The organism is Streptomyces sp. NPDC056296, from assembly GCF_042268605.1.
GTDB lineage: Bacteria > Actinomycetota > Actinomycetes > Streptomycetales > Streptomycetaceae > Streptomyces.
The window spans coordinates 1-19,867 of record NZ_JBHJRX010000067.1; the positions used below are offsets into that span (position 1 = coordinate 1).

Sequence of the window (19,867 nt, forward strand, 5' to 3'; positions counted from 1 at the left end):
GCTCCTTCACCCCCGCAAGATCATCGCGTCCAACAGCCACGGTCCTCGCAACTCCCACAGATCGCGGGTGTTGCGAGGACCGTTAGAACCCAAGGAGGCGGGGGCCCTTTCGCGTGCCGTGGGGTCGGTCGGTTGCCGTGGGGCCGGGTCAGTAGCCGTGGGGCGGGTCAGTAGCCGTAGGGCGTCGCGCCCGCCGTCATGTGCGCGACGGCGAAGGGGACCAGGGTGGCGGGGGACTCGTTTCCCACCGCGTCCACGGCGAACACCTCCACCGTGTGCCGGCCCTCCTGCCACGGCCAGCCGGAGTCCCAGGCCCAGCGTCCGTCGACCGCGACCGGACTCCCGCCGAGGAGGGTGCCGCCCGCCCTGAACCCCACCTGGGCGGCGCCCTGTGCCAGGCCGGTGAAGCGCACGGCCGACGCCCCGATCTGCTCGTACGCCGCCGGGGACTGCACCGTCGGCGCCGGGAGGTGACCGCCCATGGGGGGCGTGTCGAACCGCGCCGAGGGCTGAGCCGGGACCGCGCTCGCGCCGGCGGCCGCGGCGCTGGCCACCGTGCTGAACGGGACGGCGGTGCCCTTGGTCTTGCGTCCCTCCGGGTCCCACGCGACGGCCTTCACCAGGTGCTTGCCCGTGCTCCACGGCTTGTCCCGCTTCCAGGACCAGGTGCCGTCCGCGGCCACGGTCGGCGAGCCCAGGAACTTGCCGTGCTCCCACAGGCTCACCCGTACGGCGCCGGGGGCGGAACCGGTGAAGTACACGCCGTCCGCGGGAATTTCGGTGTGCGGCGCCGGGTGGGCCACCACCGGCATGGCGATGGTGCTGGGCTTCTCCGCCGAGGTGGCGGACAGATACGCCTTGATGGCCGAGGTGTCGCGGTCCGGCTCCTCGTAGCCGTTGCGCACCATGCCCAGCCGCGGGGGAAGCCCGTCCGCGAGCATGTTGATGAGCCCCATGAGGAAGGGGACGTTGCGCCTGGTGACCTCTGAGTGGCGGGTGATGTAAGGGGACTCGCTGTAGATGAAGTTGAAGTTGTCGTACCCCTGGAAGAGCCCGAGGAACGGCTCCACCTGGTCCCTGTACTGCTCGTCCTGCGGCGAGGAGAGCAGGTAGATGTTGGACTGCCGGCCGGCGCCCGAGCGCACCAGGTCGGGAAGGAGCGCGTCGGCCATCCGGACGTTCTCCTCCGGCACCGCCTCTCCCAGCATGAACCGGGCGACCTTGGGGTGCACGGTCTTCACGTAGGTGCCGATGAGGAACTGCGGCACGATGGAGACGATGTTGCCGAACCCGTAGCGCATGCCGAAGTAGAGGGCCGCGCTCCCGCCCTTGGAGCCGCCCCACATCGTGACGCGGTCCGGGGTGAGGTCGAGGGAGTTCATCACCTTGGAGATGACCCCGATCACGGACTGCTCCAGGGCGAAGTCCATGCCCTCGCACAGGTAGTAGCTCCGCATGCCGCGGAACCGGTCGCGGATCCAGAGAATGTTGGCCCGCACCGGGTTGAGGACACCGTTCGACCAGCCGTAGTCGTCGGGGACGCCGAAGTTGGAGAACACGACGACGAGATGGCGGTTTCCGCCCTTCGCGTGCGTGAACCGGTACTCGACGGGATACGCACCGGAGGTGTCGATCCCGCTGATCAGCTGGCGTTCTTTGGACGGTGCATTCGGCATGTGTGGCTTCCACTCGTGAGTTGTTCGTCGTCGTAGGCCGTCGGTGCTCAGTACCGCGGCGGAAGGTGACCGGCGGGCACGGACACGTCCACGACCGTGAAGGCGGCCGGGGCGGGAGCGGACTCCACGCCGTTCGCGTCCACCGCGACGACTTCGACCAGGTGCGGTCCGGCCGGCCACGGCCAGCCCGGGTCCCAGCCCCAGATCCCGTCCGGCGCGACGGCCGCCGCGCCCAGGAGCACGCCGTTCTCCCAGAAGCCCACCTGCATCGCGCCCGGCGCGGTGCCGTGGAAGGCGACCGACGTCCCCAGGTGCTGCTGCGGGGCCGGCACCGAGACGACCGGCGGGGCGGGCGCGGCCGGGCCCGCGGCAGGGGCGTCCACCACCGTGAAGGGGACCTCGACCCGGCTGGAGTGGAAGCCCGCCTGGTCCACCGCGAAGACCTTGACCAGGTGGTTCCCCGTGGCCCACGGCTTGGCCGGCTGCCAGGACCAGGTGCCGTCGGCCGCGACCTCCGGGGACGCCACGAACTTGCCGTCGCGCCACATGCTCACCCGCACCGCGCCCGGGGCGAGCCCGGCGAAGAAGAGACCGGTGGCGGGAGCCTCGCTGTTGTAGCCCGGGGAAGTGACCACCGGCGGCGCGAACGCGTCGGTGCCCTGGACCTTGGAGGTGCCGGAGAGGTAAGCCTCGATGCCCGACTGGTCGCGGTCGAACTCCTCGGCGGCGTGGCGCACGAACCCCAGGCAGGGGGCGTAGCCGTCGGCCAGCAGGTTCAGCAGGCCGACCAGGGCCGGGACGTTCCGCCGCGTCACCGTGGCGTGGCCGGTGATGGTGGGCGATTCGCTGTACATGAAGTTGAAGTTCTCGTAGCCCTGGAACATGCCGAGGAACGGCTCCACCTGCACGGCGTAGTGCTCGTCCTGCGGCGAGGAGAGCAGGTAGATGTTGGCCCCGGGGTTGGCCCGGCTGCGCACCAGGTCCGGCAGGAGCGCGTCCAGGACCCGGGCGTTGTGCGCGGGCGCCCCCTCGCCGAGCATGTAGGCGGAGACCTTCGGGTGCCGCTTCTCCAGGGCGTCGCCGACGAGGAACTGCGGGACGATACCCACGATGTTCCGGTAGCCGTACCGCAGTCCGAAGTACAGTGCGGCGCTGCCGCCCTTGGAGCCGCCCCATAGGGTGACCTGGTCCGGGGTGAGCCCCAGTGAGCGCATGACGTTGGAGATGAGGGTCTGCACCGAGTCCGCCAGGCCGAAGTCCATGTTCCGGCACAGGTAGTAGGCGTTCATCCCGTCGAAACGGTCGCGGATCCACAGGATGTTGGCGCGCACGTTGTCGAAGACGCCGTTGGACCAGCCGTAGTCCTCGGGCGCCGAGAAGTTGGCGAACACGACGACGAGGTGGCGGTTGCCGCTCTTGGCGTGCGAGAACCGGTACTCGACCGGGAACGCCCCCGACGCCTCGATCCCGTTGAACAGCTTTCGCCCGCTCGCGGATGCCTTGGACATGTACGGAACTCCAGTTTCGGGGACAGATCGTCGGATTGGCTCCGAATCACCTGATCGGACATGATGTCGGGATGTCTCTCGCGGCCCCTTCGCTCCCGCCCGGCCTTCGCCGGCGTCGGAGACTGATCGTCCTGACCTCGGTGCTCGCGCTGTCGGCTGTCCTCGCCGCGGTGCTGGTGCGGACCGCCACGGGCACGACCCGGTTCCTGGCCGCCGACCGCACCCTGACGGTGGCGACCTGGAACATGTGCGGCGTCGAGCAGTGGGGTTGCGCGGACACCGGCAGCGCCTCGGCCAAGCGGCTCGCGGTGGAGCGGTTCGTCGACGCCGGGGCCGACGTCGTGCTGCTCCAGGAGGCCTGCGCCACGCACGCCGAGTCGGTGCGCGAGGTGCTCGGCGGTTCCTGGCGGCTGTCCTTCCGGCCCTACACCTGGCGGGACAGCGGCGGGCGCGGCGGAACGATCGACTGTACGGGCCGCGGCCGGGGCACGGCCGGGCTCGCTGTCCTCTCGGCCCATCCGCTGTCCTCGGTGCGGTCGGTGCCCACGCGCCAGCCCGAGGTCGGACTGCGGCGGGGCGTCCTGTGCGCGACCGTCGCGGCGTTCGACGTCCGGGTGTGCAACGCCCATCTGAGCCTTCCCGGCAGCGACCGGGCGCACCCCGACCGGGAGTACCGCGACGACCAGTTGAAGGCGCTGGTCGCGGCGGTGCCCGGACGGCGCACCGTGTTCGGCGGCGACTTCAACCTGAAGCCGCCGGGTGCCCGCAATCGGTCCGGCTGGGTGTGGCCGTCCGCCGCCTACGGTGCCTTCCGGGAGTGCGACCAGGCTGCCGGCGCCGACCGGTCGGGCCGTCCGACCCATGTGTCCGGTCACAAACTCGACTATCTCTTCACCGGGTTGCCGCGGTCCTCCTGCACGGTGCGCGACACCGGGGTCTCCGACCACCGGGCGCTGCTGATGCGGGTGGAGGCCGGCTGAGCCGACGCCGAAGTGGCGCCCGGCTCCCCCACCGTGGACGGGGGACAGGCCGGGCGCCGGGGAGGCGGACGACGGTGCGGTCATGGGGCGCCGGTGCCTTCCGGCGCGGCCGCGAGCGCCCCGGTGCCGCCGCCCGGCCGGGCAGTCGGCGTCATACGATCGCGCCTTCGTAGGTCCGGCCTCCGGTGGCCGGCGCCTGCCCGAACGTTTCGGCGGGCTGCTCGAACCCCGCCGGCATGAGCTGCGGCAGGTGCGGCTGGTGCGGCTGCTGCTGCGGCAGGTTCATCTGCTGCGGCGCGGTGGCGTGCGCCGGGCCGGGCTGCGCGGGCACCGCCCCGACCTGCGGCGCGGCGGCGGGCTCGGGTTGCGCCGAACGGCGCGGTGCGGTGAACCAGTTCCCCGCACTCCCCCGGACCGGTGTCATGGCCCGCCCGGTCTGGCGGGTGTCGACCGTCCCGACGGCCGGTGCGTGCGCCTGCCCGGGCGCGAGGTCGCCGCCCGCCACCAGCATCCGGTCGGCGAGCCGCGCGGCGGCGTACCCGTCGTCCAGGTCGCAGAACTCGCGCTGGAACCAGCGGTACCGCTCGGCGTAGGCGTCCTGGATCCGGTCGATCTGCTCGACGGCCGACACCAGGTCCTCGGAGGTGTCCAGGAGGGGGCCCGGGGCGCTGCTCGCGAAGTCGAAGTAGAAGCCGCGCAGGGTGTCGCGGTAGTGGTCCAGGTCGTAGGTGAAGAAGAGGATCGGGCGTCCGGTGTTGACGTAGTCGAACATCAGGGACGAGTAGTCCGTGATCATCACGTCGGTGATCAGGGAGAGGTCGGCCATGTCGGGGTAGTCGGAGACGTCGAAGACGAATCCGTCGCCGGCCCCCGGCACCGGGTCCACGACGTTGGGGTGGCGGCGGACCAGGAGGACGTGCTCGGCGCCCAGCCTGGCGCGGGCGTCCTCCAGGTCGATGCGGAAGTCCAGCTTGTACTTGCCGGGCGCGTAGTACTGGTCGTCGCGCCACGTGGGCGCGTACATCACGACCCGCTTGCCCTCGGGCAGGCCGATCCGGCGCCGGATCTCCTGCTCCCGCTGCTCGGTGCCGGGCAGGCGCAGGATGTCGTTGCGCGGGTAGCCCGACTCCACCATCTCGCCGGGGAAGCCGAAGGCGCGCTGGAGGATCGGGGTGGAGAAGCTGTTGGGCGAGACCAGCATGTCCCAGTTCTGCACCTCCTTCTCGACCCGTTCCAGGTAGCGCTGGTCGGCGAAGTGGATGGACTCGATGTCGTGGCCGATCTTCTTCAGCGGGGTGCCGTGCCAGGTCTGGACGACGGTCTGGCCGTCCCGCTTCTGGAACCAGTCCGGGAGGTGGTTGTTGGCCACGACGTAGCGGCTGGTGGCGAGGGCCTCGTACCACTCGGGCGACCACATGCGGATCGGGATCGCGGTGGGCGGCACCTCCACCTGGTCGTCGCGCACCACCCAGAGCTGTTCGAGGTCGGTACCGCGCCGGAGCAGTTCCTCGTGCAGCGCACGGGGGCTGTCCGAGTACTGGGTGCCCTTGAAGGCGTCGAAGAGGACGGCGGGGCGCACCCGCTGCCGGCGAGCCGCCGGGTAGGCCTTGGTGCGCAGCAGCTTCTGCCGGTACGGGCCGCGGGCGTGGTCGGGCATGGCCGAGTGGACCAGCAGGGACAGTCGGTCGTACGCCTCGGCCTGGAGGTCGTAGCGCCGCTCGTTCTCCTCGTGCTCCTGGGGGAGGGCACCGATGATGTCCTGCTCGGTCTTCACCATCAGGTCCTCGAGGCGGTCCTCGCGGGCCACCGCCGAGAGGTCCTGCCGGCGCAGGAAGAAGTCCCAGCGGCCGGCCGCGAGCGGGATGTCCCCGGCCAGCGTCCGCATGGCGGCCGGGCTGAGCAGGCAGCGGAACTCGTTGCCGTTCCACTCGATCGGGATCTCGCGCTCGGCACCGTGCGCCCGCGAGCGGACCACGAGGTGCGCGTCCTGGTACTCCCGAGGCGAGAGCCGGTCAGCGGCCAGGTACCGGCCGTGGATCTCCAGCGAGCCGTCCTCGCGCCAGGCGAACGCCGTCGCCGTGGGCAGGGTGGCCCGCTCGAAGAGCACCAGGTAGCCCGAGCCGTTGCGGTGGACCACGACCTCCCGGTCGCCCTCGCGGGTCTGCAGCGAGGCGGGCATGCGGTAGTGCCCGTCCGGGGTCTCCTCGGCCATGACGGGGTAGATGGCCGTCTTGCGGCCCTCCACGTGAAGGGTCGTCTTCCAGCCGTTGCTGCCCATGCTCCAGGACTGCGGGATGTCCGTGTCGGCCTGGGCGTCGGCCCGGAAGGCCGGCACCAGCGAGCGCAGCGGCAGCCTGGCCGCGAAGGTGCACCAGCCCTCGCCGCCCGGGGTGAAGTACACCCGCCCGTCGTGCTGGCCCGAGCCGCTGAGACTGGTGACGCGCAGCTTGCCCCATTCGGGCACCTTCGGGCCGAGGTACACCCCGCGCAGCTCCAGCTGGTCCCCGACCACGCGGTGGCTCGTGATCCGGCAGCGCACGACCTCCACCCGCAGCTTCAGCTTGCCCTGGAGGAAGACCGGGAGGATGCGGGTGTTCTTGTCGACGTACCGGTACGGGGGGTTGGCGGCGGTGCCGGCGCCGCCGCGGTCGATGCCGCGGTAGCGGAACAGCCCCCGGCTGAGGACGCCGGTGGCCACGTCCCAGGTCCCCTCGACCCACTGGCCCTTGCGCTTCAGGCGGGTCGTGTCGATGCGGGCGTCGAAGCCGGCCCAGTCGTAGCAGTAACGATTCTGGTTGGAGGACTCGGTGGCCTGCGGCGCGTAGGTGGTCTTCGCCGTGGTGATCACCATGCGGCCCTGCTTCTTGTTCCGCAGGGCGATGGCCTTCACCGACATGTGCCGTTTGTGCACGTTGATGTAGCGCACGTACGCGGTCCCGGTGAGGGTCAGCAGATGGCCGTTGGTGCTCCAGCGGGCCCCGCTGAGCGAACCGTGCAGGGAGAGTTCCTTGTCGAGCCGGAACGCCTTCTTGTCGAGGCCGACCCCGCGGTCCCCGAGGTAGGGGTACTTCAGATAGCGGTGGAAACGCCGCTGGACCGGCATCGGGCCGCCCCGGCGCTCGAACTCGATGACCTCCATGAGTTCGGGCAGTCGCCACTCGCGCACCAGGAGCCACTTGACCCGGGCGTCCGCGGGCAGTTCGTCGATGATGGTGAGGTCGGTCTCGTCGAGGAACTCGTTGGCCCACTGCATGAACGACTGCCGGTACTCCTCGTCCGCGTCCGGCAGCACCTTGAGGTGCAGCATCAGGTCGGACTTCAGGCAGGCGAGGTCGTACTTGCGCTTGCTCTCCTCGTACTGCCGCGAGCGCCGCTCCGCCAGGAAACGGCTGACCGACTGCACCGCCGCGACCCGGTCGCGCAGGTTGGACAGCTCGGTGTGGCGCTGGGTGATCGAGGGCGCCGCCCCGCCCTCGCGCCGGCGCCAGAAGTAGACGATGTCGGTGATGACGTCGACCTTGGCGGCGCGGAAGTGGGCGTACATGTTGACCCAGGAGTCCTCGTACATGACGCCCTCGGGGAACGCGATGTAGTGGTAGTCCCAGAAGGACCGCCGGAACATCTTGTTCCAGACGGTACGGTCGTAGATGAGCGCCTCGAACCTGGTGATGTGCGTGCCGCGCCGGGTCTTCTGCATCGGGCCCTTGTGCAGCGGCGACTGCCACTTCTTGGTGGAGTTCATCATCTGCACGTTGCCCGAGACGAAGTCCGACTCGGACCCCTCCAGGGTGCGGACCAGCAGTCCGTAGGCGTACTCGGGGATGACGTCGTCACCGTCGACGAAGGCCAGGAACTCGCCCTGGGGGTGCATGGCGCGCAGCCCGGTGTTGCGTGCGTGTCCCGGGCCCTGCGGTTCCTGGCGGATCATGCGGAAGCGCGGGTCGGCGGCGCAGAAGTCGGCGGCGATCCGCGAGGAGCCGTCGGTGGAGCCGTCGTCGACGAGGATCACCTCGAAGTCGCGGAACGACTGGCGCGCGATCGACTCCAGGCATTCGGCGAGATAGGCCTCGACGTCCTGAAAGGGCACGACGATGCTCAGACGCGGGTGATCCACCAACTCGTACTCCTACCAAGACATTTCGCCCAGCGGGCCACCAACAGTCCGTACTGGACGCCCCACCCCTACCTGGTGTACCCGCGGCCCCCTCAAACCGCCTCGGCTTCACCGGCACCCCTGACCGTCGGCGAAGCCCCCCTCACCACGGTTCACAGGCCCGCCACATCTTATGTCACCCTTAAGGATGGTCAAGGCCAGTTAATGTGGTGTCCATCGCTGTAACGCGCTATGGTTCCCGGCTCGTAAATTCTCTATGAGTCGGCGCATATAGTTCTCGCACCGACATGACCGCATAGTGGACCGGCTTCCCCCCACCCGGGCCCTGCGACTCCGCCGCGCGGAGCCCGTGAGGAGAGGAACCGAACACCATGAGCCACAGCGCCACCACGGAGCCTCGGCGTGCCCGCCGGGCCGCGCCAGGCGGCGGTCGCCGAGCGCCGCGCCGACGCAGGCGCTGGGGACGGATCGTCCTGCTGTCCCTCGTCGTCCTCCTGCTCGCCGCCGGCGGCACCGGCTACTGGCTCTACAGCGGCCTGAACGGAAACATCGACGGGGTGGACCTGAACAAGGCCCTCGGTGAGGACCGCCCCGAGAAGCTGCCGACCTCGGGACAGAACCTGCTGGTCCTCGGGTCGGACTCGCGCGCCGGCGCCAACGCCTCGCTCGGCACCGGCAAGGTCTCCGGCGCCCGTTCGGACACCGCCCTCGTGGTGCACATACCCGAGGGCCGCAAGCAGGCCGTCGCCGTGAGCATCCCGCGCGACACCCTCGTCACCCGCCCGGAGTGCACCAAGTCCGACGGCTCCTCCGTTCCGGAGAAGAAGCGCGTGATGTTCAACTCCGTGTACGCGCTGGCGGGACCGGCCTGCGTGGTCAAGACCGTGGAGAAGATGTCCGGCGTCCGCATGGACCACTACGTGGAGATCGACTTCGCCGGCTTCAAGGGACTGGTCGACGCCATCGGCGGCGTGCCCGTCACCATCGACGAGCCCATCAAGGACAAGGCCAGCGGCCTGGACCTGAGCGCCGGCACCCACACCCTGGACGGCGCCGAGTCCCTGGCCTTCGTGCGGACCCGGCACGGGGTGGGCGACGGCAGCGACCTCGGCCGCATCGGGCTCCAGCAGCAGTTCCTGATCGCACTGCTGAGCGAGGTCAAGAAGCAGGACCTGCTGGGCAGCCCCACCAAGACGTACAAGATCGCCGACACGCTGACCTCGGCGCTCACCACCGACTCCGAACTGGCCTCGCTGACCAGCCTGGCGGACTTCGCACGCAGCATGAACGGGGTCGACCCCGCGACCATGGAGACCATCATGCTGCCGGTGGCGTACGACAAGATCGACCGGAACCGGGTCGTCGCCGCCGAGCCCCAGGCGACCGACCTGTGGGAGGCCGTCCGCTCGGACTCCGAGATTCCCGAGTCCGCGAAGAAGTCGCCCGCGACGGGCGGCTGACCCGCGGCGCCACTGCGCCGGCCGCTCAGCGCCCGAGCGTGTGCCACCGGGTGAAGGAGAGGCCGGCGCCGTCGTCCTGACGGGCCACCTTCGGTGCGCCGTCGGGTCCGATCAGCGCCATCACCACCCGCCCGCGCCCGTCCCGGGCGAGAGCGGGCACCCCCTGGCAGGACTCGGCCAGCGCGTACCACCAGAACCCCCCGGCCTCGTTCTCGGTGCCGCCCATGCCGAGCACCACGGAGCCGTCCCGGTCGCGGTGGGCGAGTACGACGCAGTCGTAGCCGTCGACCGCCGTGCGCAGCGACGCGTACCCCGGCCCGGCCGGCGATCCGCCCAGCGCGGCGGGCCAGTCGCCGTCCCGCCACGCGGCCGCGCCGCCGCTCTCGGCGTCGGTCCAGAAGAACGTGGCACGCTCCGGCCCCGTCTCCAGCGCGGCGACGGTCCCCGGCACGGGACGCAGGGCGAAGCCGCGGGGGCCGGTGAAGTCGCCGCCGGGCGCCGTCTGGCGCCAGACGAGGACGCCGGACGCGGACGCGGCGCAGACCTCCAGCCGTCCCCCGGCGAGGGCGACCGGCGCCGGCCGGGCGTCAGTCTCGCCGCCCCGCAGGTCCTCCCAGGCCCGCCACTTGCCGTTCGGGGACTCGCGGCGCAGCGACAGACCACCGAGCGCGTTCCGTACGAAGACGTGCACCGTGCCGTCGGCCGCGACGGCCCCGACCGGCGGCCCCAGTTCCCGGGCCTGCTCACGGTCGCGGTGCGGATTGCCGAGCGAACGCCATTCGGTGAAGGCCAGTCCCGTCTGGTACTGGATCGCGTGCACGACGTCCACGCCGAGCCCGCCGTCGGCGCGCTCGCGCTCCCTGCGGCCGAGGAAGTGGACGTAGGTGTCCGCTCCCTGCACCACCGTCAGATGGGTCAGTCCCGCCACGGGCACGAAATGCGGCCCGCTCCAGTCGGGGCCGCCCGCGACCGTCTCCGTCCAGCGCACCAGACCGCCGTCGGCGGGCACGTAGAGGCTGAGCCGGCCGTCCCTGCCGAGGGTGAGCCAGTCGCCGTGGGCCGGTCCCGACGCACCGCCCCGTATTCCCTCCACGGTGCCGGGCCCGACCTGGCGGGCGGCGCCGTCGGGGCCTGCCGACCTTCTCCGCATGGCCTGCTGCACCTTCCTGAAGCCCGCCGTGTCACGGACAGGGACCCTCGAACGCGGAACATCATATGCCGTTCGTTCACCCGTTCCCCATGGCTCGGCCACCGGGCCGTCGAGGGCCCGTCAGACGGCTTGCCAGGGACCGAGCGCGAGACCCGGTTCGTCCTTGCGGCGGGTGAGGCGGAGCTGTCCGGTGGACGGGGAGAGCGTGGCCGCCACCAGCCGGCCGTCGGCGTCCAGCGCCAGGGACACCATCGCGTCGGCCGGCAGCTCCGGACCCGACTCCGTCCACGCGGCGCCGAGCGCCTCCTGCTCCGAGGGGTACGCCGCGAAGGCGACCCGGCCGCTCGTCGCCGAGCGCTGGGCGACCAGCGTGCAGTCGTGGCCGTCGATCTCGCAGCGGACGGCGGAGACGGGGCCGGGTCCTGCGGCGGCCACGACGCGCGCCGGCTTCTCTCCGCAACGCCAGGCGCACAGCTCGCCGCTGTCGTCGTCGGTGAAGAAGACGGTCGTACGCTCCGGGGACGTGGCGAGTGCGCGCAGGGTTCCCGGGCGCGCCGCGGTCTCCACCGACTCCACCAACTCGAACTTGACGGCGGGCTTTTCCTGGCGCCAGTGCAGGATCACGCCGGGGGCGGTCGCGTACACCTCCATACGTCCGTCCTTACCCGCCACCGCGACGGGCGCGTCCTGGAGCTGCCTGCCCTTCAGGTCACGCCACGGGCCCCAGCCGCCCTTCTGCTTCTGGGCGCGCATACTGAGCCCCCCGCCGCCGTTGCGCAAGAAGACGTGCGCGCGGCCCTGGGCGTCGACCGCGACGGCGGGTGTACCGGTGCGGTCGCCGGTGTCGTTCGGATGGCCGAGGGGGTCCCAGTCCAGGGCGGCCAGCAGGGGCCGGAAGTGCGTGGAGTGCACCACGTCGGCCTCGCCGGACGCCGTGGACCGCCAAGAGACCAGGTGCACATATGCGTCGGCGCCCTGGCCGATCGCCGGACCGGGGTGCAGCCGCAGGTCCCCGCCCACCTTGCGCGGAGCGTCCCAAGGGCCGCCCGGCGCGCGCTCCGCGCGGCACAGCACGGCTTCGTGGGACACCTGGTAGACGCTGAGCCGGCCGTCTCGGCCGCGTATGAGCCACTCGCCATTCACCGGTTCACTCTAAGCCGACTCGCAGGGGCTCGCTCTGAGCGGGGCGGGAGCGTGCGACCCTGCCTCCCATGAACGCCCCCGTGAACGACAGCACCTCCCTCCCCGGCCTCCTCGTGATCGTCGACGCCGCGAACGTCGTCGGGTCGGTGCCCGACGGGTGGTGGCACGACCGGCGCGGGGCGGCGGAACGGTTGCGGGACCGGCTGGCCGCGGACGGTGTGCCGGGGCGTGCCGGCCCGGTGGAGGTCGTCCTGGTCGTCGAGGGCGCGGCCCGAGGGGTGGACTCCGTGCCCGGCGTTCGGGTGGAGTCGGCGCCCGGCAGCGGGGACGACCACGTGGTCGACCTGGTCGCCCGGACCACCGGTGACCGTCCGGTCCTGGTCGTGACGGCCGACCGCGAGCTGCGCCGCCGGGTGAGCGAGCTGGGCGCGGAGGTGGCGGGGCCGCGGACGGTGCGGCCCGCGTGACGGCGCCCCCACCGGCGTACGCGGACCGGCCCCGCGGCCCCCGAGCGGGGGTGCGGGGCCGGAGCGGGAGCCGACGGGGCTACGGGTGGGGCGGGAGCCGGCGTGACTACGGGGTGTCTCCGCCGGACGGACCGGTCGTCCCGGGCGTGCCGGCCGGTGCCTCCTCGCCGCGGGCCATGCGGCTGTGGGTTCGGCTGTAGAGGAAGTACACGACGACTCCGATCGCCATCCAGACGCCGAACCGCACCCAGGTCTCGGCGGGCAGGTTCAGCATGAGCCACAGCGAGGCGCCCACCGACACGATCGGCAGCAGCGGCACCAGCGGGGTGCGGAAGGCGCGCGGCAGGTCGGGGCGGGTCCGACGCAGGATGATCACGCTGAGGGCGACGATGACGAACGCGAACAGCGTGCCGATGTTCACCAGCTCGGCGAGTTCGCTCAGGCTGGTGAAGCCGGCGACGATCGCGATGATCACGCCGAGCAGGATGGTCGGCCGGTACGGCGTCCGGAACTTCGGGTGGACGCGGGAGAAGAAGCGCGGCAGCAGCCCGTCGCGGCTCATCGCGAAGAACACCCGGGTCTGGCCCAGCAGCAGGATCATGCACACCGTGGTCAGGCCGACGGCGGCGCCGAAGCTGATCACACCGGCGAAGAAGGGGTGCCCGGTGGACTTGAAGGCGTCGGCGAGCGGGGCGTCGATGGACAGCTCGCTGTAGTGCTGCATGCCGGTGACGACGATCGATACGGCGACGTACAGCGCGGTGCAGATGAACAGGGAGCCGAGGATGCCGCGGGGCATGTCGCGCTGCGGGTTCTTGGTCTCCTCGGCGGCCGTGGCGACGATGTCGAAGCCGATGAAGGCGAAGAAGACCACGGAGGCCGCGGTGAAGATGCCCATCACGCCGAAGTTGGCCGGCGCCCACCCGAACATCAGCTGGATCAGCGGTGAGTCGAGGCCCCCGCCCGCTTCCACCGGCTTCGACTCCGGGACGAACGGGTCGTAGTTGGAGCCCTTGATGAAGAAGGCGCCCGCGATGATCACGATGAGGACGACGGTCACCTTGATGGCGACGACGACCGAGGTGACCCGGGCCGACAGCTTCATGCCGAGGACGAGGATGCCGGTGAGCACCAGCACCAGGACGGCGGCGAGGATGTCGAAGCCGAATCCCTCCGCGCCGTCCCGGCCGCCGAGCGACGCGGGCATCTGCCAGCCCGCGTTGTCCATCAGCGAACGGATGTAGCCCGACCAGCCGACGGCCACCACCGCCGTGCCGAGCGCGAACTCCAGGACGAGGTCCCAGCCGATGATCCAGGCGGGCAGTTCGCCGAGCGAGGCGTAGGAGAAGGTGTACGCGGAGCCGGCGACCGGGACCGTCGAGGCGAACTCCGCGTAGCAGAGCGCGGCGAGCGCGCAGACGACACCGGCGACGACGAAGGCCAGCGCCACCGAGGGCCCGGCGTTGTTCTTGGCGACCGTGCCGGTCAGTACGAAGATGCCGGTGCCGATGATGACACCGACACCGAAGACGGTCAGATCCAGTGCGGACAGGGATTTCTTGAGCGCGTGCTCCGGCTCCTCCGTGTCCCGGATGGACTGCTCGATCTTCTTGGTCCTGAAGAGACTGCTGTTTCTCACGGGTACCTCCGAGCTTGTCGTCCCCGACATGATCGAGAGGGGGGCGTACTGCGTATGCCCCGGCGTGAGCGGATTCACGCGGATGGGCAGGTTTCACCACTGCAACGAGTGGTGAAACCTGCCCATCCGGTCGTACGTCAGTCGCGCGCGGCCTCCACCGAGTCCACCTCGGAGCGCTCGTACCGGCCGTCGAGCTTGGCGACCAGACCGGTGACCTGGCGGGCGATGTCTGGGGCGGTGAGCCCGATCTCGGCCAGGACCTCGGCGCGGGAGGCGTGGTCGAGGAAGCGCGGCGGGATGCCGAAGTCGCGCAGCGGTACGTCCACGCCCGCGTCGCGCAGGGCCTGGGCGACGGCGGAGCCGACGCCGCCGACGCGGGAGTTGTCCTCGACGGTGACGACCACGCGGTGCCGCTCGGCGAGCGGGGCCATGGCCTCGTCGACGGGCTTGACCCAGCGAGGGTCGATCACGGTGGTGGAGATGCCCTGCTTGTTCAGCAGGTCCGCCACCTCCAGGCACATCGGCGCGAGGGCGCCGACGGAGACCAGGAGGACGTCCGGGGTGTCGGTGCCGGGGGCACGCAGCACGTCCATGCCGCCGACGCGGCCGACGGCCGGTACGGCGGGGCCGACGGCGCCCTTGGAGAAGCGGACCACGGTCGGCGCGTCGTCCACCTCGACGGCCTCGCGCAGCTGGGCGCGGACCTGGTCGGCGTCGCGCGGGGCGGCGAGGCGCAGGCCGGGGACGACCTGGAGGATCGACATGTCCCACATGCCGTTGTGGGAGGCGCCGTCGGTGCCCGTGACACCGGCGCGGTCCAGCACGAACGTCACTCCGCACTTGTGCAGGGCCACGTCCATCAGCACCTGGTCGAAGGCGCGGTTGAGGAAGGTGGCGTACACGGCGAAGACCGGGTGCACCCCGCCGTGGGCGAGGCCGGCCGCGGAGACCGCGCCGTGCTGCTCGGCGATGCCGACGTCGTAGACGCGGTCCGGGAAGGCCTTGGCGAACTTGTCGAGGCCGACCGGCTGGAGCATGGCGGCGGTGATGGCGACGACGTCCTCGCGCTCCCGGCCGAGCTCCAGCATCTCGTCGCCGAAGACGCTCGTCCAGTCGGCGCCGGAGGTGGAGATGGGCAGGCCCGTGTCGGGGTGGATCTTGCCGACGGCGTGGAAGCGGTCGGCCTCGTCCTGGAGTGCGGGCTGGTAGCCGCGGCCCTTCTCGGTGAGGCAGTGCACGATGACCGGGCCGCCGAAGCGCTTGGCGCGCGTGAGGGCGGACTCCAGGGCCTCCAGGTCGTGGCCGTCGATCGGGCCGACGTACTTGAGGCCGAGGTCCTCGAACATGCCCTGCGGGGCGATGAAGTCCTTCAGGCCCTTCTTGGCGCCGTGCAGGGTGTCGTAGAGCGGGCGGCCGACGACCGGGGTGCGCTCCAGAAGGTCCTTGGTGCGGGCCAGGAAGCGCTCGTAGCCGTCGGTGGTGCGCAGGGTCGCCAGGTGGTTGGCGAGGCCGCCGATGGTGGGGGCGTAGGAGCGCTCGTTGTCGTTGACGACGATGACGAGGGGGCGGTCCTTGGCGGCGGCGATGTTGTTCAGCGCTTCCCAGGCCATGCCGCCGGTGAGCGCGCCGTCGCCGATGACGGCGACGACGTGGTCGTCGCGGTCGAGGACCTGGTTGGCCTTGGCGATGCCGTCGGCCCAGCCGAGGACGGTGGAGGCGTGGCTGTTCTCGATGACGTCGTGCTCGGACTCGGCCTGCGAGGGGTAGCCGGACAGGCCACCCTTCATCTTCAGCTTCGAGAAGTCCTGACGGCCGGTGAGCAGCTTGTGCACGTAGGACTGGTGGCCGGTGTCCCAGAGCACCTTGTCCTTCGGCGAGTCGAAGACGCGGTGCAGGGCGAGGGTGAGCTCCACCACGCCGAGGTTGGGGCCGAGGTGGCCGCCGGTCTTGGAGACGGCGTCGACGAGGAAGGTGCGGATCTCCTCTGCCAGGCCGCCCAGCTCTTCCAGGCTGAGCCGGTCCAGATCGCGCGGTCCCGTGATGCGGGTCAGCAGCGGCACCCGTGCCTCCTTGCAGTAGAGCTGTTGCCGGGCCTGCCCGAGTCTAATGTTCCGCCGTGGCGGAACGTGTCCGGGCGGTGCGTCGTACGTCACGCGTTCGGCCTTACCCATCGGCGGTCCGTTCTACGACTGCCCCGTCGGCCGTCGTCCTCGGCACCCTGACACGCGTGGCCGTCCCGTGCGCGCGGCGCGGGCGGGCAGCCCAGCGCCCGCCCGAGGGCTCAGCTCGGGCGGGCGGCGGGGTGGTGCGGCCGGGACGGGCCGGACGCGGCCTGGTTAGGCGCGTCCCGCCGTCTTCTGGGTCTTGCGGGTGACCGCGTCGATGACGACGGTCGCCAGCAGCACGCCGCCGGTGATCATGTACTGGACCGGCGAGGCGATGCCCTCCAGGGCGAGGCCGTACTGGATCGAGACGATGACCATCACACCGAGCAGCGCGTCCCAGGTGCGGCCGCGGCCGCCGAAGAGGGACGTGCCGCCGATCACGGCCGCGGCGATGACGTTCATCAGGAACTCACCGGTGCCCGCGCCCTGGTTGGCGGACGCGATCTTCGACGCGACGAAGAGGCCGCCGATCGCGGCGAAGGTGCCGGCGATCGCGAAGACCGAGATCCGGACCAGCTCCACGTTGATACCGGCACGGCGGGACGCCTCGACGCTGCCGCCGAGCGCGAAGACCTTGCGGCCGTAGGACGTGCGGCGCAGCACGAAGTCCGTGAGCAGCAGGAACGCGAGGAAGATCACGACGGCCAGGGGCAGGCCCTTGTACTGGTTGAAGACGATCGCCACGACGAAGGCCAGGATCGCGAGCAGCACCGTGCGGACGATGATCTCGTTCAGCGGCCGGGAGGGCACGCCCGCGGCCGCGCGGCGGCGGTTGTCGAAGAAGGCGGAGAGGAAGTACCCCGCGGTCACGACGATCGCCAGGCCGTAGGCGGCGGCCACATCGCTGAAGTAGTAGCTGGTCAGCTTGACGACGATGCCGTCGGAGTTCAGGTTGATGGTGCCGTTGCTGCCCAGGATCTGCAGCATGAAGCCCTGCCAGAACAGGAGTCCGGCCAGCGTCACCGCGAAGGCCGGGACGCCGATGCGGGCGAAGAAGAAGCCGTGGATGGCGCCGGCCACCGTGCCGGTGAGGATGGCCAGCACCAGGGCCAGCACCTCGTTCATCCCGTGCGTGATGTTCAGCACGGCGAAGGTGGCGCCCGCGACACCGCTGACCGAGCCGACCGACAGGTCGATCTCACCGAGCAGCAGGACGAAGACGATGCCGATGGCGATCATGCCCGTGCCGACCATGGCGACCGCCATGTTCGTGAAGTTGCCGGCGGTGAGGAAGTTGGAGTTCAGGCTGGTGAAGATGGCCCAGATGACCAGCAGGCCGACGACGACCGGGACGGACCCGAGGTCGCCCGCCTTCATCTTCCGCTTGAACTCGCTGAGGTAGCCCGCGAAGCCCTGCTCGCGCACGAGCAGCCGCGGGTCGACCGCGGTGGCCGCGCCGGAGGCCGCGGCGGGGTTGTCCACCGACTTGTCCTCGGCGGGTGTGGAGGTCTTGTCGATGCTCACTTCTTGATCTCCCCATTGGTGCGCGCCGCACGACGGGTCACGGCGTTCTCCGTGGCGCCCGTGATGGCGGAGATGATCTCTTCCTGCGAGGTCGACTTGACCTCGAAGACGCCGTTGTTGCGCCCGAGGCGCAGGACGGCGACCTTGTCGGCCACCGCCTTCACGTCGGCCATGTTGTGGCTGATGAGGATGACGGCGTGGCCGCGCTCGCGCAGCCGCTCCACGAGGTCGAGGACCTGTGCGGTCTGCTCGACACCGAGGGCGGCGGTGGGCTCGTCGAGGATGACCAGCTTGGGCTCACCGAGCATCGACCGGGCGATCGCCACGACCTGGCGCTGACCGCCGGAGAGCGAGGCGATCGGGATGCGGACGCTGGGGATGCGGATGGACAGCGTGTCCAGCAGCTCGCGGGAGCGGCGCTCCATCTCCACCTCGTCCAGGACACCGCGCTTGATGACCTCCCGGCCCAGGTAGAGGTTGCCGACCACGTCGATGTTGTCGCACAGCGCGAGGTCCTGGTAGACGGTCGCGATGCCCAGGTTCTGGGCGTCGTGCGGCCTGTTGATCGAGACGGCCTTGCCGTCCCATTCGATGGAGCCCTCATCGATGGGGTGCACGCCGGCGATCGTCTTGACCAGCGTGGACTTTCCGGCTCCGTTGTCGCCGACCAGGGCGACCACCTCACCGGCGTGGACCTCAAGCTCTACGTCGGTGAGCGCCTGGACGGCACCGAATCGCTTGGAGACTCCGCGCAACGCCAGCACGGGCGTAGCGGACACGTGAACCATCTCCTTCGCCGCCTGACCCGGCGGGAGGTTGTGCAGAAGTTTTCGGGGGGGGGTTCCGTCCGGCGCCCCGCCTAGCTTGCGGGGCTGTTGACGCGGGGCGCCGGAGGAAGCTGCGTGCAGCCGGTCCCGTACGCGCTCAGGCGGTACGGGAGGCGGGGCTGCTTACTTGAGACCGATCTTGTCGCAGGCCGCCTTGTACTTGCCGCCACAGATCTCGTCGATCGTGTAGAAGCCCTCCTTGACGACGGTCTCCTTGATGTTCTCCGTGGTCAGCGAGACGACCGGGACCAGCGTCGTCGGGATGCCCTTGGTGGTGGCGCTGTCGGCCTTGTCCTTGGCGATGGAGTCGAGCGACTTGCCCTGGGCGAGGGCGACGGCCATCTCACCGGCGACCGCGGCCTCCTGCGGGTAGGACTTGTAGACGCTCATGTACTGCTCACCGGTGACGATGCGCTGCACGCCCGCGAGTTCGGCGTCCTGGCCGGTGACCGGGATGTCGGCGATGCCCGCGCGCTTGAGGGCGGTGATGATGCCGCCCGCCATGCCGTCGTTGGCGGAGTAGACGCCGATGATCTTGTCCTTGCCGAGCGCCGAGATGGCGGCCTGCATGTTGGCGTTGGCGTTCTCCGGCTTCCACTCCTTGGTGTCGTAGGAGCGGCCGATGTTCACCTTGCCCTCGAGGACGGACATCGCGCCGTCCTTGAACTGGGCGGCGTTCGGGTCGGTGGAGGACCCGTTCATCATGACGATCTGGCCGTCCTTGGCCTTGTCGCCCAGCGCCTCCAGGAGGGCCTCGCCCTGCGTCTTGCCGACGGTGACGTTGTCGAACGAGGTGTAGGCGTCGATCGGCCCCTCGGCCAGGCGGTCGTAGGCGACGACCGGGATGTCGGCCTGCTCCGCCTTGGTGATCGAGCCGGCGATGGCCTTGGAGTCCACCGCGTCCACGATCAGCACGTCGACCTTGTTGGTGATCATCGTGTCGACCTGCTGCGCCTGCAACGTGGCGTCCTGCTTGGCGTTGGCGTAGACGACCTCGCCCTTGTTGTTCGTGAGCTCCTTGACCTTCTTCTCGATCAAGGGCTTGTCGAACTTCTCGTAGCGCGCGGTCTGGTTCTCCGGAAGGAGCAGACCGACCTTGATGGCGTCGCCCTTCTTCTCGGCGGAGCCCGAGGAGTCGCTGTTCTCGTCGGACTCGGCGGCGCTGCCGCAAGCGGCGAGCGAGACCGCCATCGCGGTGGTGACAACGGCAACGGCGGCACGACGCATACGCGTGTTCACTTCACTAACCTCCCTGACGAGGCCGCGTCGTTGCG

The 19,867-nt window shown here is 70.5% G+C and carries 13 protein-coding genes; 3 read left to right on the forward strand and 10 right to left on the reverse strand.

What is annotated here, in order from left to right:
- Positions 1–167: 167 nt before the first annotated feature.
- Both ACFCZF_RS34910 and ACFCZF_RS34915 read right to left on the reverse strand, forming a co-directional pair.
- Positions 168–1,676 carry a hypothetical protein gene (locus ACFCZF_RS34910; protein ID WP_376675058.1) on the reverse strand — a complete coding sequence of 503 codons (1,509 nt, stop codon included), beginning with the start codon at positions 1,674–1,676 and terminating at the stop codon, positions 168–170.
- Between the two features lie 47 nt (positions 1,677–1,723).
- On the reverse strand, positions 1,724–3,184 hold the full coding sequence (locus ACFCZF_RS34915; protein WP_376675059.1) for a hypothetical protein: 1,461 nt from the start codon (positions 3,182–3,184) through the stop codon (positions 1,724–1,726).
- 71 nt (positions 3,185–3,255) lie between these two features.
- On the opposite strand from ACFCZF_RS34915, the gene ACFCZF_RS34920 reads away from it, so the two are divergent.
- A complete protein-coding gene (locus tag ACFCZF_RS34920; protein WP_376675060.1) occupies positions 3,256–4,164 on the forward strand; it encodes an endonuclease/exonuclease/phosphatase family protein in 909 nt (302 codons plus the stop codon).
- A gap of 151 nt (positions 4,165–4,315) precedes the next feature.
- On the opposite strand, the gene ACFCZF_RS34925 is transcribed toward ACFCZF_RS34920, so the two are convergent.
- Positions 4,316–8,278, reverse strand: a complete 3,963-nt coding sequence (locus ACFCZF_RS34925; protein ID WP_376675061.1) for a CDP-glycerol glycerophosphotransferase family protein — start codon at positions 8,276–8,278, stop codon at positions 4,316–4,318.
- Between the two features lie 371 nt (positions 8,279–8,649).
- Between ACFCZF_RS34925 and ACFCZF_RS34930 the strand changes: the two genes are divergently transcribed.
- On the forward strand, positions 8,650–9,738 hold the full coding sequence (locus ACFCZF_RS34930; protein ID WP_376675062.1) for an LCP family protein: 1,089 nt from the start codon (positions 8,650–8,652) through the stop codon (positions 9,736–9,738).
- Positions 9,739–9,763: 25 nt separating this feature from the next.
- Here ACFCZF_RS34930 and ACFCZF_RS34935 read toward each other — a convergent pair whose 3' ends face one another.
- Together ACFCZF_RS34935 and ACFCZF_RS34940 are read right to left on the reverse strand one after the other, a co-directional pair.
- Entirely contained in the window at positions 9,764–10,888 is a 1,125-nt protein-coding gene (locus ACFCZF_RS34935; protein ID WP_376675063.1) for a hypothetical protein, read from the reverse strand.
- A 120-nt stretch (positions 10,889–11,008) separates the two neighbouring features.
- Positions 11,009–12,031 carry a hypothetical protein gene (locus ACFCZF_RS34940; RefSeq protein WP_376675064.1) on the reverse strand — a complete coding sequence of 341 codons (1,023 nt, stop codon included), beginning with the start codon at positions 12,029–12,031 and terminating at the stop codon, positions 11,009–11,011.
- Positions 12,032–12,099: 68 nt separating this feature from the next.
- Here ACFCZF_RS34940 and ACFCZF_RS34945 point away from each other — a divergent pair, with 68 nt between their 5' ends.
- Positions 12,100–12,498: an NTP pyrophosphohydrolase gene (locus ACFCZF_RS34945; RefSeq protein ID WP_376675065.1), complete on the forward strand. Its 399-nt coding sequence runs from the start codon at positions 12,100–12,102 to the stop codon at positions 12,496–12,498.
- A 106-nt stretch (positions 12,499–12,604) separates the two neighbouring features.
- Here ACFCZF_RS34945 and ACFCZF_RS34950 read toward each other — a convergent pair whose 3' ends face one another.
- From ACFCZF_RS34950 to ACFCZF_RS34970, 5 genes are all read right to left on the reverse strand, one after another.
- Positions 12,605–14,137 carry an amino acid permease gene (locus ACFCZF_RS34950; RefSeq protein ID WP_376675066.1) on the reverse strand — a complete coding sequence of 511 codons (1,533 nt, stop codon included), beginning with the start codon at positions 14,135–14,137 and terminating at the stop codon, positions 12,605–12,607.
- 137 nt (positions 14,138–14,274) lie between these two features.
- On the reverse strand, positions 14,275–16,197 hold the full coding sequence (dxs, locus tag ACFCZF_RS34955) for a 1-deoxy-D-xylulose-5-phosphate synthase (RefSeq protein ID WP_376675067.1): 1,923 nt from the start codon (positions 16,195–16,197) through the stop codon (positions 14,275–14,277).
- 276 nt (positions 16,198–16,473) lie between these two features.
- Positions 16,474–17,766, reverse strand: coding sequence for a sugar ABC transporter permease (locus ACFCZF_RS34960; protein ID WP_376675068.1), 1,293 nt, complete (start codon positions 17,764–17,766; stop codon positions 16,474–16,476).
- On the reverse strand, positions 17,763–18,554 hold the full coding sequence (locus tag ACFCZF_RS34965) for an ATP-binding cassette domain-containing protein (RefSeq protein WP_310870565.1): 792 nt from the start codon (positions 18,552–18,554) through the stop codon (positions 17,763–17,765). Before ACFCZF_RS34965 ends, ACFCZF_RS34960 begins: the two co-directional genes overlap by 4 nt.
- 162 nt (positions 18,555–18,716) lie before the next feature.
- Positions 18,717–19,820: a substrate-binding domain-containing protein gene (locus ACFCZF_RS34970; RefSeq protein WP_376675083.1), complete on the reverse strand. Its 1,104-nt coding sequence runs from the start codon at positions 19,818–19,820 to the stop codon at positions 18,717–18,719.
- Positions 19,821–19,867 lie beyond the last annotated feature (47 nt).

Excerpts from the sequence above, each read along its gene's own strand:
- ACFCZF_RS34920 (WP_376675060.1), top strand. The coding sequence starts at position 3,256 with ATGTCTCTCGCGGCCCCTTCGCTCCCGCCCGGCCTTCGCCGGCGTCGG.
- ACFCZF_RS34945 (WP_376675065.1), top strand. The coding sequence starts at position 12,100 with ATGAACGCCCCCGTGAACGACAGCACCTCCCTCCCCGGCCTCCTCGTG.
- ACFCZF_RS34970 (WP_376675083.1), bottom strand. The coding sequence starts at position 19,820 with ATGCGTCGTGCCGCCGTTGCCGTTGTCACCACCGCGATGGCGGTCTCG.
- ACFCZF_RS34915 (WP_376675059.1), bottom strand. The coding sequence starts at position 3,184 with ATGTCCAAGGCATCCGCGAGCGGGCGAAAGCTGTTCAACGGGATCGAG.
- ACFCZF_RS34965 (WP_310870565.1), bottom strand. The coding sequence starts at position 18,554 with ATGGTTCACGTGTCCGCTACGCCCGTGCTGGCGTTGCGCGGAGTCTCC.
- ACFCZF_RS34930 (WP_376675062.1), top strand. The coding sequence starts at position 8,650 with ATGAGCCACAGCGCCACCACGGAGCCTCGGCGTGCCCGCCGGGCCGCG.
- ACFCZF_RS34910 (WP_376675058.1), bottom strand. The coding sequence starts at position 1,676 with ATGCCGAATGCACCGTCCAAAGAACGCCAGCTGATCAGCGGGATCGAC.
- ACFCZF_RS34935 (WP_376675063.1), bottom strand. The coding sequence starts at position 10,888 with ATGCGGAGAAGGTCGGCAGGCCCCGACGGCGCCGCCCGCCAGGTCGGG.